Here is a 13,014-nt window from a genome sequence, read left to right as displayed (position 1 = left end):
CCGCCGAAATCCGGCGGGCTTATGACCGCGGCAGTTTGAAAACTGACCGCCGTTTTTTATGCCCTTTTACGGGGCAAGCCGCATTTACGGCAGAAAGGAGCTTTATGGAATTTTTTAACTCTGCTATCGACGTATTACAGACCCTTGTTATCGCACTGGGCGCAGGCTTAGGCATTTGGGGCGTCATCAATCTCTTAGAGGGATATGGAAACGACAATCCGGGTGCAAATGCTCATGTACGGTAGAGAAGCACAAAGCAAAACAAGGATAGCCAACCCTGCCACTATTCCGAAGTCAGGGGAACGCAATGGAAAAATTCATAGCTGTATGCTATATTTAATTAGCATTTGAACATATCAAGCTGACACAGCAATCTCTTTGCTTGCCGTTAATGCGCGTCTACCAATAGTCCGCAGAAAGCAAGAGTAGCGTAAAGGTATAAAAATTTCAAACTTCGTTGTAACGAAATTCCGATTTCTCCGTCTAACCTATGAAGCTGAAGGAGGTGATGACAAGTATGGACTATGAAAAGCTCTATAAAGCCTACTATTTACAGGTATACTCGTATACTATTTCTCTTGCCAAAAATCGTGAGATAGCAGAGGAAATCACGCAGAACACATTCTATAAGGCTGTTTCTACAACATCACAATTCAAAGGTAAGTCAGATGAATTGACATGGCTCTGCTCCATAGCAAAAAATCTTTACCATGATGAAATGCGAAGCCGTCAGCGAGTAGCTGATGTGAGTGAAATCAATGACTTGCCATCAAATGAAAATGTTGAGAACTCAGTTGCAGATTCTGACATGGCGTTCCGCATACACCTCGTTCTTCACCGTTTGGAAGAACCATACAAAGAAGTCTTTCAGCTTCGCGTATTCGGGGAACTATCTTTTTCACAAATCGCTGCAATTTTTGGAAAAACAGAATCATGGGCGAGAGTTACTTATCATCGTGCAAAGCTAAAAATTCAAGAAAGGATGGATGAAAAGCATGAGTAAACAATGCGATATTGTTCGAGATATTCTTCCGCTGTATGTTGACGGTGCTTGCAGCGAAGCAAGCGCAGAGATGGTAAAAGAGCATTTGAACGCCTGTGCTGACTGTAACGCAATTTATCAGAAATTGCTTTCTCACACGAACGAAGATGTTCTTCACGAAGAAAGCGAAAGCGTTATTATGCGCCATGAGGCAAAAGAAAAGCAGAGAGGCAGAAAAAAGATAACGATTGCTGTTCTCGTTTCCATCGCTCTTTGTATCATTGCAATTTTTACAGCTCTCTTTCTGTTACCTATAAACATTGCTTATGAGCCTGTCAAAATCGACTTCCCATTTGAGGTTGAAGATGTCGAAAGCGTTGAAATGTACCACTATGACGGAGTGCCTGCATCAGCAGAAAAGAAAGTAGTCGTTGCTGAAAATGATATAAAGACCCTGTATGATAAGTTCAAGGGCTTATCCTTAAAAGACAAAACAACTGAGGAAACTGCCGGAGCAGATGTGACCAGCTTTAGATTTAACCTCTCAGATGGAACAAGCTACGATTTGATTTACGCCTGCTATGGAGTTAAAAACGGCGAATTGAAGTCAGAAGCAGGCGGTTTTAAGTATTTTACAAGTGCGGATATTGGCTCTTATTGGAACAATTTGAATACGGAACTTGAAGCAATTCCTATCAATGAGAGTGAATTGCCGTGAGCAGATAGCAAACCCAGCCGAGCCTGTCAACGGTCAAGATGAACGGCGCAAATGCGCCGCCGTTGACAGCCCCGCCCGTCTTTGCTGTTCGGTAATCAAGAGGGCGACAGTATAAAATGCTGCCGCCCTCTGCCATTATTCAGAAAGGGGGATTTTCCATGACCGAACACGAAAAGTATCAAGAACATATCCGGCATACACACGATGCCTTTTGCAAGACTGTTATTCGCCACGCTGCCATAGACGCAGCCCGGAGCATACGGAGCCGCCGCAAGCGGGAAATCTCGCTTGAATATCTGATAGAAGAAAAACACTATCCATTCAGTACCACAGATAAATACTTTGCGGAGCAATCCGGCATGACCAGCTATCCGCTTTTCGTCTGTGGTCAGATGGTGCTTTTGGAAAGTCCAGAGCTTGCCGCAGCCCTGTCCGCACTATCACAGATGGAACAGGAAATCATTTTCTTGTACTACTTCCAACGATTGACGCATAGGGAGATTGGACGGAGATATGGACGGGCTGGCAACACAACCGGGCGGCGTATTCAGATGATTTTACGGCGGCTACGGGCAGAGTTGGAGGATTTGTCCTATGAGCCAGCTACTTCCCTATGAGACAATCGTTAAGGCAAGCGAGGGCGACCCGGAAGCTGTTGCCGCCGTCCTATCCCATTATGCGGGATATGTCCGCTCTTGTGCGAAAATGGACGGACAGATTAACACGGATATGCAGGAGCATATCGTCAGGCAACTGATAGAAAGCCTGTTGAAGTTCCGCTTTGACCGCTAAACAGAAAAGTTGTATAATTAGAGCCTGACAAATTAAACTTCAATGAGGGTAGAGCAAATGGAACAGATTATCAATTATAGAGACATACCCACAGATAAAAGGATTGACATATTAAATGCTCTTGAGCGAATAGGTTTTTTTCCGGCATACGGCGGCGTGAGAACAATGCAGAAAATTATGGAAAAGTCAGTTCCAGGTTCAGGCCCACAATTCTATTTCGTTTTCCGTGAAAATGAGTTGATAGGGTACAATTTTCTCATTGGGGACACTAAGAAATATAAAGCGTTCCCATGGCTTGCTATTAGCAATATGGATGAGCAGAAGTTGACTGTTTGTGAAGAACTGATGAAAATACAAATTGCCTTTTTTGAAGAACTCGGAATGCAAAAGATAGCAGATCATTGCGTTAGGATTATGGAAGATTACAGAAAAGGAATTGGAAAGCGGAAAGAAAGCGATTGCAGATAAATTCCATTTGAAAAACGGCTGACAATTTAATACCGCCGCCCATCACAGCGGCAGATAAGCAGTAAATCTTGAAAAGGTTTACTGCTTTTTTTGCGCCCATTTTCAAAAATCTTTGGCAAACCACACCGCCGGATTGTTGTAGGGAGCAGACAGGGAAAACAAAAAAATTTCCGTGCGTTTGCCAAAACGCCCCCTTTTCACCGTTGTAGTGGTGAACAGCGGGCAGAACACGCCGCCGCAATCGCTATATTGGTGGAGCAAGCCAGTATATCCGCAAACCAGAGCCGCCGAGGAAAGCGGTAGTTTTTTAGAGCAAGATTCTACCACGGTGCCAAAATCCGCATATCTGCGGTTTTGCCCCCTTTGGTAAATCTTGTTGGGGAGTGCCTTCCCCAAACCCTGCTCATGCGCCCTGTCGGGCGAGAAAGGAGGTCAACGCTTGAAGAAAAAATACAACACGCCCCACCGCTGCCATGTGGTCAAAACCCGCATGACCGAGGAAGAATTCGCCGACTTTACCGAGCGGCTGAAACACTATGACATGAGCCAAGCCGAATTTATCCGGCAAGCCATTACACGGGCGACCATTCGCCCCATCGTTACCGTTTCCCCGGTCAATGATGAACTGTTGTCCGCCGTTGGCAGGCTGACCGCCGAATATGGAAAAATCGGTGGCAACCTCAATCAGATTGCCCGCGCCCTCAACGAGTACGGCACACCATACAACGCCCTGTCCGTTGAAGTCCGCGCCGCCATTTCTGACCTTGCTGCCTTGAAGTTTGAAGTCCTGCGAAAGGTAGGTGACGCTGTTGGCAACATTCAAACATATCAGCTCTAAAAATGCGGACTATGGCGCAGCCGAGCAGTACCTCACCTTTGAACATGACGAGTTTACCATGAAGCCCACCCTTGATGAAAACGGGCGGCTCATGCTCAGGGAGGACTATCGAATAGCCACGCTGAACTGCGGCGACGAGGATTTTGCCGTTGCCTGTATGCGCTCCAATCTCCGCTATGGGAAGAACCAGAAGCGGGAAGATGTAAAAAGCCACCACTACATTATCAGCTTTGACCCACGGGACGCGGTGGACAACGGTTTGACCGTAGACCGGGCGCAGGCGTTGGGCGAGGAATTTTGCCGGAAGCAGTTTCCCGGACACCAAGCCATTGTCTGCACCCACCCGGACGGACACAACCACAGCGGCAATATCCATGTGCATATCGTTATCAATTCTCTGCGGATAGCCGAAGTTCCATTCTTGCCCTATATGGACAGACCGGCAGACACCCGCGCCGGGTGCAAACACCGCTGCACAGACGCGGCGATGGAATACTTCAAAGCCGAGGTCATGGAGATGTGCCACCGGGAAAATCTCTATCAAATCGACCTGCTCCATGGCAGTAAAAACCGCATTACCGAGCGTGAGTATTGGGCGCAGAAGAAAGGACAAGCCAAACTTGACAAGGAAAATGCCACCCTTGCAGCCGAGGGGCAGCCTGTAAAGCAGACCAAGTTTGAAACCGACAAGGCGAAGCTACGGCAGACCATACGGAACGCCATGAGCGGAGCTACTACCTTTGACGAGTTTTCCGCTTTACTTCTGCGGCAGGGTGTGATCGTCAAAGAGAGCCGAGGGCGGTTGTCCTACCTTGCCCCGGACAGGACGAAACCCATTACTGCCCGAAAATTGGGAGATGATTTTGACCGTGCCGCCGTTCTTGCCCTTTTGGAGCAGAACGCCCACAGAGCCGCCGAAAAGACCGCACCCATACCCGAATACCATACCGCTGAAACAAACCGCACAGAGCGAGGAAAAACGCAGAAAATCGCCCCGACAGGCAACATTCAGAGAATGGTTGACCGTGCGGCGAAGCGAGCCGAGGGAAAAGGTATCGGCTATGACCGTTGGGCGGCTGTCCATAATCTCAAACAGATGGCGGCTACCGTTGCCGCTATGGAGCAATACGGCTTTACCCCGGATGAACTGGACGCAGCCCTTGTGTCTGCCAATGCGGATTTACACAGCAGCACCGCCAAGCTGAAGCCCATTGAAACGGCTATCCGTGAGAAAAAGGACTTGCAGAAACAGGTGCTTGCCTATGCCAAGACAAGAGATGTGCGTGACGGATTGAAAAAGCAGAAAACCGATAAGGCACGCAAAGCCTACCGGGAAAAGCATGAAAGCGACTTTATCATAGCAGACGCAGCCGTAAGATATTTTCGGCAAAAAGGCATTACCAAGCTGCCCACCTATAAATCGTTGCAGGCTGAAATCGAGCAGCTTACCGCCGAGAAGAACGCCCTTTACAACGAGTACCGGGCAAATAAAGAGCGTGTCCGGGAATTGCAGACCATGAAAAGCAATCTTTCCCAAATGCACCACGGCGAGCCGAGCCGACAGAAAAAGCATGAACAGGAGCGTTAAAAACCGCCCCGAAATGATACCGAAACCAAACAAAAACAGGGATATGCCCTTACCCCTATCCGCAATACTCCCCGACCTCAAAACAGGGCGTACAGGGCAAAAAATCCCCGAAAATGATACCGAGAAGATACAGTTTTCCAGCCCTATCCGTGATACCCACGGAAACGGCAGAAAGGAGCGTACCAATGCCACGCATGAGCAACAAACGGCGGCTTGAATGGAGCTTTTTCCTCAACCACCGAAACCGAATTACCTATAATGACCTTTGCCGGGGCTGCACCCACGATTGCAAGCAGAGTTTCCGAGCCGTGATTATCCTCTGCCACCGGTATTACTCCAAGCGTTGGAAACCAAAGGAGGACACCGCCTATGGCAGATAACCGCAAATATTACTACCTCAAACTGAAAGAAAGCTATTTTGATGATGACGCTATCGTGCTGTTGGAGAGTATGCCGGACGGTATTCTCTATTCCAACATTCTCTTGAAGCTGTACTTAAAATCGCTGAAAAACGGCGGCAAGTTGCAGCTTGACGAGCATATCCCCTATACCGCCCAGATGATAGCCACGCTGACCCGTCACCAAATCGGGACGGTGGAACGGGCATTAGCCATCTTCCAGCAGTTAGGGCTTGTGGAGCAGCTTGACTGCGGGCTACTTTATATGACCGACATCGAGCTGATGATCGGTCAATCCTCTACCGAAGCGGAACGGAAACGCGCCGCAAGGCTTGAAAATAAGGCACTTTTGCCGCCGCGGACAAATGGCGGACATTTGTCCGACATTCGTCCACCAGAGATAGAGATAAAGAAAGAGATAGATATAGAGTTAGAAAAAGAGGAAGAGTTAAAGGGACAAGCCCTCGCCCGCAGCTATGGCAGATATGAGAATGTATTTCTGACTGATACGGAGCTTTCCGAACTGCAAGCGGAGCTGCCCGAAAAATGGGCGTACTATATTGAGCGGCTTTCCGGCTATATCGCGTCCACGGGCAAGAAATATAAAAACCACGCCGCCACTATTCGCAGATGGGCGGCAGACGATACCGCAAAGGCTGCCCCGAAACAGGGCATACCCGAATACACCTGCAAGGAGGGCGAGAGCTTATGAGTAATCTGTTTACAGAACGAGTTTTGAATATGACGGCTGTTACCCCACAGCCGGAGGACTACATGGGCGAGGACGGACTGCTTTACTGCGGCAAGTGTCACACTCCGAAAGAAGCCTACTTCCCGGAAAAGCAAGCCGCCTTGTTTGGGCGTGACCGCCACCCGGCAGAATGTGACTGCCAGAAAGCCCAGCGTTTGGAGCGTGAAGCCGCCGAACAGCGCAGAAAGCACCTTGACACCGTGGAGGACTTGAAACGCCGGGGATTTACCAATCCTACCATGCAGGAATGGACTTTCGCCAACGACAACGGGAAATGCCCGCAAATGGAGATTGCACACTTCTATGTGGAGCATTGGGAAATCATGCGCGAGGAAAATATCGGCTATCTGCTATGGGGCAAGGTCGGCACAGGAAAAAGCTATTTTGCCGGTTGTATCGCTAATGCCCTCATGGAGCAGGAAGTCGCTGTCCGCATGACGAACTTCTCTGCGATTTTGAATGACCTGACCGCCAGCTTTGAGGGGCGCAACGAGTATATCGAGCGTCTTTGCCGTTTTCCTCTGCTTATCATTGATGATTTTGGAATGGAGCGCGGCACAGAGTACGGTTTAGAACAGGTCTACAATGTGATTGACAGCCGCTACCGCAGCCGCAAGCCCTTAATCGTTACCACCAATCTGACATTGGACAGCCTGCAAAATCCGCTGGACACCGCCCATGCCCGGATTTATGACCGCCTTTTGGAAATGTGCGCCCCTATCCTCTTTACGGGAGAGAACTTCCGCCGTGAAACGGCGCAAGCCAAGCTGAACAGACTAAAAGAATTGATGAAATGAAAGGAGTTGCCTATGGCAGAGAACAAGCAGAACACCACCCCGGAACGCCGCCCGGACTGCGTGACAGAGATCCGCATGGGCAACACCGTCCTTATCGTTTCCGGCTTTTTCAAAAAAGATACCACCGACACCGCAGCCGATAAGATGATGAAAGTGCTGGAGGCGGAAGCCGCCGCAGGACACAAAGCCCAGCTTTCGCCCTAACGCTACAAGCCGCACAGTAAAAAATCGTCATTTTGACAGGCGGTAAAGAAGCAGAAGCCGCTATACAGACAGCCGCCCCATGTGGTATAATCGAAATACGGAATAGTGGGGCTGGCTGTCGGAAACGGAGGATTTTATGTTAAGACAGACCACCCAGAAAATCACTGCCCTTTATCCAAGACTATCCCATGAGGACGAGCTGCAAGGCGAAAGCAATTCCATTTCCAACCAGAAGCGTATTCTTGAAACCTACGCAAAGCAGAACGGTTTTTCCAATCTGCGCTGGTACACGGACGATGGTTATTCTGGTGCGAACTTCCAAAGACCGGGCTTTCAATCCATGCTTGCGGATATTGAAGCCGGGAAAGTGGCTACTGTTATCGTAAAGGATATGTCACGGTTAGGGCGAAACTACCTGCAGGTGGGAATGTATACCGAGATGATTTTCCCACAAAAAGGCGTCCGCTTTATCGCCATAAACGATGGAGTGGACAGCGCACAGGGCGACAATGATTTTGCCCCTTTGCGGAACATTTTCAACGAATGGCTGGTGAGAGATACGAGCAAGAAAATCAAAGCCGTAAAACGGTCAAAAGGCATGAGCGGCAAGCCTGTTACGAGCAAACCCGTGTACGGCTACCTCATGGACGAGGACGAAAATTTCATCATTGACGAGGAAGCCGCACCCGTAGTCAAGCAGATATACCGTCTGTGCCTTGCCGGGAACGGTCCGACCAAGATAGCCCGTATGCTGACCGAGCAGGAAATCCCAACGCCGGGAACGCTGGAATACCGCAGGACGGGCAGCACACGCCGCTATCACCCCGGCTATGAGTGCAAATGGGCGACAAATACCGTGGTGCATATCCTTGAAAACCGGGAGTACATGGGCTGTTTGGTGAACTTCAAGACGGAGAAACCGTCCTACAAGACCAAGCACAGCATAGAAAATCCCATTGAGAAACAGGCAATTTTCGAGAACCACCATGAGCCTATCATCGACACCCAGACATGGGAGCGTGTGCAGGAATTACGCAAACAGCGCAAGCGTCCGAACCGCTATGATGAAGTGGGCTTGTTCTCTGGTATGCTCTTTTGCGCGGACTGCGGCAGCGTCATGTATCAGCAGCGTTACCAGACCGATAAGCGGAAACAGGACTGCTATATCTGCGGGAACTACAAGAAGCGCACCCATGACTGCACCGCACATTTTATCCGCACCGACCTTTTGACTGCGGGCGTTCTCTCCAATCTACGGAAAGTGACGAGCTATGCGGCAAAGCATGAAGCCCGGTTTATGAAGCTGCTGATCGAGCAGAACGAGGACGGCGGCAAACGCCGGAACGCCGCCAAGAAAAAGGAACTGGAAGCTGCCGAAAAGCGTATCGGTGAACTTTCCGCTATTTTCAAGCGGCTGTATGAGGACAGCGTAAGCGGTCGCATTTCTGACGAGCGTTTCACGGAGCTTTCGGCAGACTATGAAGCCGAACAGCAGGAATTGAAAGAGCGTGTTGCCAGAATACAGGCGGAGCTTTCCAAAGCACAGGAAGCTACCGTAAACGCAGAAAAGTTTATGAACATTGTCCGCAAGCACATGAACTTTGAAGAACTGACCCACACCCTCTTGCGTGAATTTGTAGAGAAAATCGTTGTGCATGAGTGCAGCTACGATGAAAACGGCACACGCAGACAGGATATTGAGATTTACTATTCTTTCGTCGGCAAGGTGGACTTGCCCGAATGACCGCCCGCCCTATCCGATACCAAAGACAAGTATCGGATAGGAAAGGCAAAATTTTTTACACTTCTATTACTTCTTTATCACACATAAGCAAAATCACAGGGCATTAAGCAGCTTATGGCTAAGTAGATGTAATCAAGAAAAGAAAGGAAAAGCACAATCCAGACGGAACCGGCGATTGTGTCAAGAAATGTTTGTGGAATAGCAAGAACTTTGTTATAATGGGAACAGGAACCCCGGAACCGGGAGGAAGGCAGGAGGATAAATGCACATAAGCTATAAACCCCTCTGGCATACGTTGGTTGAGCGCAATATGAGGAAAGAGGACTTGCGGATTGCCGCAGGTCTTACCACAAATATGATAGCCAATATGGGTAAAGGCAAAAACATCAGCATGGAAACGCTGGTTCGTATCTGCGAAGCCCTGAATTGTGGTATCTTAGATGTAATCGAATTAGAGAAGGACGATGAATAATAGCTATTGCTATCTTTCACAAAACACCATAAGAAAAGTTTTCTTTTAATGCCGGGAGTGAAACTACCTACTTCGCCCCGGCATTTTACCTGTAAAAAAAATTTTTTGAAAAAAGTGAACCGCATACAAAGTCATGGCGAATATAGGGTGAACGGGCAATGGAGGTGAAACATTGGACGCAAGAGAAATCGAGAAATGTATTGATGAGTTCGGTACAGATATATATAGATTTTGCCTGAAACTCTGTATGGACAAATCAGAAGCAGAGGACTTGTATCAACAGACTTTTCTAAAAGCGTTAGAAATGGAATGGACACTTGACTGGGGGCAAAATCCCAAAGCACTGTTTTTTTCCTTGACGCACAATCTTTGGAAAAGCGATAGACGAAAGCAGGCCCGCCGAAATATGATTGCTCCATGTAGTAATTTGGATGATGAAGCAGAAGCAGTCTTACATTCCGACGAAAGTATTGAAGAAAGCTACTTGCAGAAAGAATTGATTTCAGAAGTTAATCGGATTATTGAAACCCTACCAGAAAAAATCCGAATACCGCTGACACTGTTTTATCTTTCTAATTGTTCCGTAGAGCAAATATCAACAATCATTAAGAAACCGCCCGGAACGGTAAAAAGCCGATTGTTTAAGGGAAGAAGTCTGATTAAGAAAAGATTGGAGGAAGCGGGATATGAAAAATGACCTTTTCAATACAGAAATTGATGAAATCATCCGGGCTTCTATGAAACTGGCTGACGAACCAGACCCGGAGTTGAACAACAAACTGAAAGCGACATTGTATCAAAAGGAAACGGCAATGCGAAAGCAACCCGCCACACGCGGTTTTTCTCTTTGGTATTTGCCGATGATTTTGAACTTAGTTACATTTATTATGCTGGCAGGTGTAGCACTAATAGTAATCAGCAATACTTATTTATCTTACTTTGCTGCTGGTATCTGTTTCTACATTGGACTGGCAGGCGTTTTGCTTACCATCGTTGGTGTTAAAAGGACAAATATGAAAGAGGATATAACAATCCGTGTTGAGAAAAGAGGTGCATTAGCGTGAATCATACAAAAAAGAACAAACTTCCGCTTTATATCGGCATTCCAGTTATTCTACTGTTAATTTTCCTGCGGTTTGGACTGTATTTTCTGAAAAGCGATGGCTTTAGCGGCCTTTCCATGCTGCTTCCCATTCTGCTTCTTTGCTTTATTCTTTTCGCCCTATGTACTTGTGGCTTCTTTGCAGCATGGGTATATCAGGATTGTAAAAAGCGGGGCGACGACCCGGTATTGTGGGCGATTGTAGTTTTTATCGCAACTCCTTTTATTGGCTTGCTGATTTATTTTCTGCGCCGTTCAGAGATAAAAGCAACGTGTCCTGCCTGCGGGCATCGAATTTCATTGAAAGCAAAATATTGTGAAGAATGCGGAACGCATATTGAAAACAAGGAGAATAATGGCGTTATGGTTAAACAGGAAACCCACCACTTAAAATTTATTGTTGCCGGTATTATCAGTATGGTGCTTATGTTGGTCTGCCTGACAGGGTTTATTGTCAGTGCTGCTACCGGAAATGGTGTAAATACGGATGTTACATCGAACGACCGAGTTTGGAATTTGGGAACAATCAGCATGAATTATGACACTTATCTGAATGGTGTTTGGAAGTTGGATTTTAGAAGTGCCAGTGATGGATTTGTGAAAGAACAAAACATGATGGTAGATGACGCAGAAACTCAAATGCTTCACGCTGATATTTCTTGCGAAACGGTGCCTGATGGAGCATCACTTACTTTGTGGCTGGTGCAGGGTGATGTATCAAAATCCTTTGATGTCACAAATCTTTCCGACCCCTTAGAGTATTCTTTGAGTGAATTTGAAAACGGGAAAATCCATGTAAGATTGCAGATCAATGGTGTGGAAGATACCATTTCAGAAATCTATGTGAAATAATAAGTTTGACCGATAAGCTGAAAAACTGAATAAAGAAAGCCAAAGCTGCCGTTGCAGGAACACCCATTCCCACAACGGCAGTTTTCATTTTCTCTTGCGCCGGAAGTTGAAGGGGCTGTTTTTAATGTTCGGCGCTTTTGACAATATCTTTTTCAATATCTTCTGTTCATCCGGCGGCAGCTTGTAGAAATCAACGCCGAGCATATTGAAAATGACCGCCCACACCTTTCCGAGATAATCCCCGGAGGATTGAATGGCTTTCCGAATATCCATCGCCACTTTCTTTGCGGCAGAGTAATCCGGCGTACTGTCAATGTCATGCTCATGGGCTTTCCGTATGTCATGGAGAATGGCGTCCCATGTTTTGTGCGTCACATGACAGAAGAAATCTTCTTCCTTTACCTCTGCGGCAAGGATAGTCTTTGAATAGAAATCATCTTCCGCCTGCTTGTATTTCTGGATGATGGTCTGCCGCTGTTCTTCCAAAGACTCATAAAGGGTGCGAAAGGTGGAGGTTGCATGGCCGTCTATGTATATCTCCGTGTCGGTCATAAGCTGCTCAAATTTATCATTGGTAGCAATCTCACACAGGAGCCGGTTATTGATACGGCCACTCTTTAGCAGCGCCACCATTTCATCATTCAGGTGCAGTTCCATCAGGGGCGTGTTTATCTGCTCCCGGTTTTCTGTCCGGCAGAACAGGTAATCAAGAGATACCTCATAGAAGTCGGCCAGCGTGATAAGATTGCCGTGGTTGATTTCCTTATTGTCGTTGGCTTCATAGCTGGCGAGGGCTGACTTTGAAATGCCGGTTTGCTGCGCCAGTTCTTCCAGATTTAAGCCCTTATCTTTGCGTAACTCCCAAAGGCGTTCCTGTATGGTAGTTGCCCTCAGCATAGGGCGCTCACTCCTTTCCGGCGGCTGTTTTCCTGCCGCTAACTGGATTATACCATACTTTCCATAATCGTGGAAATTTCCGTTTTTCGCCCCGAAATCCTACTTTGTGGATATACGGCACAGGGAACAAAAATGTTCTATGATACAGGTAGTTCATCGATGGATTATTCCAATCGAATGACCGGCCTGTATGGGATATGCTCCCCGGCGATGTAGCGCAACGACTTGCGGAAGGGAAATGGAGGAACCCTGACCACAACGAGCGTACCAAAGGGAGCGAAACGCCGTTGTGAGAGCCAGGGGCAGGAACGACATCAGGGAGAACCGGCGAAAATGAACACCGAATTGATACCGAAACACAACAATCCGATAGGGCGTAGTCTGCCCTATCCGTAATACTTCGGGGGATTT

At 47.6% G+C, this 13,014-nt stretch carries 17 protein-coding genes and 2 pseudogenes; 17 read left to right on the top strand and 2 right to left on the bottom strand.

What is annotated here, in order from left to right:
• Nucleotides 1–104: 104 nt before the first annotated feature.
• The 6 genes and pseudogenes from GXM22_RS06655 to GXM22_RS06630 all read left to right on the top strand — a co-directional run.
• Nucleotides 105–233, top strand: a pseudogene (locus GXM22_RS06655) (Maff2 family mobile element protein); the annotation flags it as partial.
• Between the two features lie 257 nt (nucleotides 234–490).
• Complete coding sequence (locus GXM22_RS06650; protein WP_003533443.1) at nucleotides 491–1,003, top strand: RNA polymerase sigma factor; 513 nt, start codon at nucleotides 491–493, stop codon at nucleotides 1,001–1,003.
• Nucleotides 996–1,700: a zf-HC2 domain-containing protein gene (locus GXM22_RS06645; protein ID WP_005932502.1), complete on the top strand. Its 705-nt coding sequence runs from the start codon at nucleotides 996–998 to the stop codon at nucleotides 1,698–1,700. The genes GXM22_RS06650 and GXM22_RS06645 overlap by 8 nt, the downstream gene beginning before the upstream one ends.
• 116 nt (nucleotides 1,701–1,816) lie before the next feature.
• Complete coding sequence (locus GXM22_RS06640) at nucleotides 1,817–2,317, top strand: RNA polymerase sigma factor (protein WP_005932499.1); 501 nt, start codon at nucleotides 1,817–1,819, stop codon at nucleotides 2,315–2,317.
• Entirely contained in the window at nucleotides 2,295–2,492 is a 198-nt protein-coding gene (locus GXM22_RS06635; RefSeq protein ID WP_005921293.1) for a helix-turn-helix domain-containing protein, read from the top strand. Before GXM22_RS06640 ends, GXM22_RS06635 begins: the two co-directional genes overlap by 23 nt.
• Before the next feature lie 42 nt (nucleotides 2,493–2,534).
• Nucleotides 2,535–2,960, top strand: coding sequence for a hypothetical protein (locus GXM22_RS06630; protein WP_099357199.1), 426 nt, complete (start codon nucleotides 2,535–2,537; stop codon nucleotides 2,958–2,960).
• Between the two features lie 102 nt (nucleotides 2,961–3,062).
• Here the strand turns inward: GXM22_RS06630 and GXM22_RS15120 are convergent, their stop codons facing one another.
• Nucleotides 3,063–3,356: a hypothetical protein gene (locus GXM22_RS15120; protein ID WP_173016708.1), complete on the bottom strand. Its 294-nt coding sequence runs from the start codon at nucleotides 3,354–3,356 to the stop codon at nucleotides 3,063–3,065.
• A 43-nt stretch (nucleotides 3,357–3,399) separates the two neighbouring features.
• Between GXM22_RS15120 and GXM22_RS06620 the strand changes: the two genes are divergently transcribed.
• The 11 genes and pseudogenes from GXM22_RS06620 (at nucleotide 3,400) to GXM22_RS06570 (ending at nucleotide 11,706) form a co-directional block, all read left to right on the top strand.
• The gene (locus tag GXM22_RS06620) at nucleotides 3,400–3,798 is read left to right on the top strand and encodes a plasmid mobilization protein (RefSeq protein ID WP_035394011.1); all 399 of its coding nucleotides are present in this window, start codon (nucleotides 3,400–3,402) and stop codon (nucleotides 3,796–3,798) included.
• On the top strand, nucleotides 3,770–5,386 hold the full coding sequence (locus tag GXM22_RS06615; protein WP_005932488.1) for a relaxase/mobilization nuclease domain-containing protein: 1,617 nt from the start codon (nucleotides 3,770–3,772) through the stop codon (nucleotides 5,384–5,386). Before GXM22_RS06620 ends, GXM22_RS06615 begins: the two co-directional genes overlap by 29 nt.
• 185 nt (nucleotides 5,387–5,571) lie before the next feature.
• The gene (locus GXM22_RS06610) at nucleotides 5,572–5,766 is read left to right on the top strand and encodes a hypothetical protein (RefSeq protein ID WP_005932484.1); all 195 of its coding nucleotides are present in this window, start codon (nucleotides 5,572–5,574) and stop codon (nucleotides 5,764–5,766) included.
• Nucleotides 5,756–6,496: a phage replisome organizer N-terminal domain-containing protein gene (locus GXM22_RS06605; protein ID WP_099357200.1), complete on the top strand. Its 741-nt coding sequence runs from the start codon at nucleotides 5,756–5,758 to the stop codon at nucleotides 6,494–6,496. The genes GXM22_RS06610 and GXM22_RS06605 overlap by 11 nt, the downstream gene beginning before the upstream one ends.
• On the top strand, nucleotides 6,493–7,332 hold the full coding sequence (locus GXM22_RS06600; RefSeq protein WP_054324685.1) for an ATP-binding protein: 840 nt from the start codon (nucleotides 6,493–6,495) through the stop codon (nucleotides 7,330–7,332). The genes GXM22_RS06605 and GXM22_RS06600 overlap by 4 nt, the downstream gene beginning before the upstream one ends.
• Before the next feature lie 12 nt (nucleotides 7,333–7,344).
• Nucleotides 7,345–7,536: a transposon-encoded TnpW family protein gene (locus tag GXM22_RS06595; RefSeq protein WP_005932101.1), complete on the top strand. Its 192-nt coding sequence runs from the start codon at nucleotides 7,345–7,347 to the stop codon at nucleotides 7,534–7,536.
• Nucleotides 7,537–7,672: 136 nt separating this feature from the next.
• Nucleotides 7,673–9,280 carry a recombinase family protein gene (locus GXM22_RS06590; protein WP_005933734.1) on the top strand — a complete coding sequence of 536 codons (1,608 nt, stop codon included), beginning with the start codon at nucleotides 7,673–7,675 and terminating at the stop codon, nucleotides 9,278–9,280.
• A gap of 262 nt (nucleotides 9,281–9,542) precedes the next feature.
• Nucleotides 9,543–9,746, top strand: a pseudogene (locus GXM22_RS06585) (helix-turn-helix domain-containing protein); the annotation flags it as partial.
• A 178-nt stretch (nucleotides 9,747–9,924) separates the two neighbouring features.
• Nucleotides 9,925–10,449 (top strand): RNA polymerase sigma factor, encoded by a 525-nt coding sequence (locus tag GXM22_RS06580; RefSeq protein WP_035394353.1) that lies wholly within the window; start codon nucleotides 9,925–9,927, stop codon nucleotides 10,447–10,449.
• On the top strand, nucleotides 10,439–10,816 hold the full coding sequence (locus GXM22_RS06575) for a hypothetical protein (protein WP_005933737.1): 378 nt from the start codon (nucleotides 10,439–10,441) through the stop codon (nucleotides 10,814–10,816). The genes GXM22_RS06580 and GXM22_RS06575 overlap by 11 nt, the downstream gene beginning before the upstream one ends.
• On the top strand, nucleotides 10,813–11,706 hold the full coding sequence (locus GXM22_RS06570) for a zinc ribbon domain-containing protein (RefSeq protein ID WP_005933738.1): 894 nt from the start codon (nucleotides 10,813–10,815) through the stop codon (nucleotides 11,704–11,706). Before GXM22_RS06575 ends, GXM22_RS06570 begins: the two co-directional genes overlap by 4 nt.
• A gap of 84 nt (nucleotides 11,707–11,790) precedes the next feature.
• Here GXM22_RS06570 and GXM22_RS06565 read toward each other — a convergent pair whose 3' ends face one another.
• Complete coding sequence (locus GXM22_RS06565) at nucleotides 11,791–12,603, bottom strand: helix-turn-helix domain-containing protein (RefSeq protein ID WP_005933740.1); 813 nt, start codon at nucleotides 12,601–12,603, stop codon at nucleotides 11,791–11,793.
• Nucleotides 12,604–13,014: the final 411 nt, after the last annotated feature.

Origin of the sequence: Faecalibacterium duncaniae, from assembly GCF_010509575.1 — a bacterium.
In the GTDB taxonomy this organism is placed as follows: domain Bacteria; phylum Bacillota; class Clostridia; order Oscillospirales; family Ruminococcaceae; genus Faecalibacterium; species Faecalibacterium duncaniae.
This window is presented reverse-complemented; position numbering and strand designations above follow the sequence as displayed.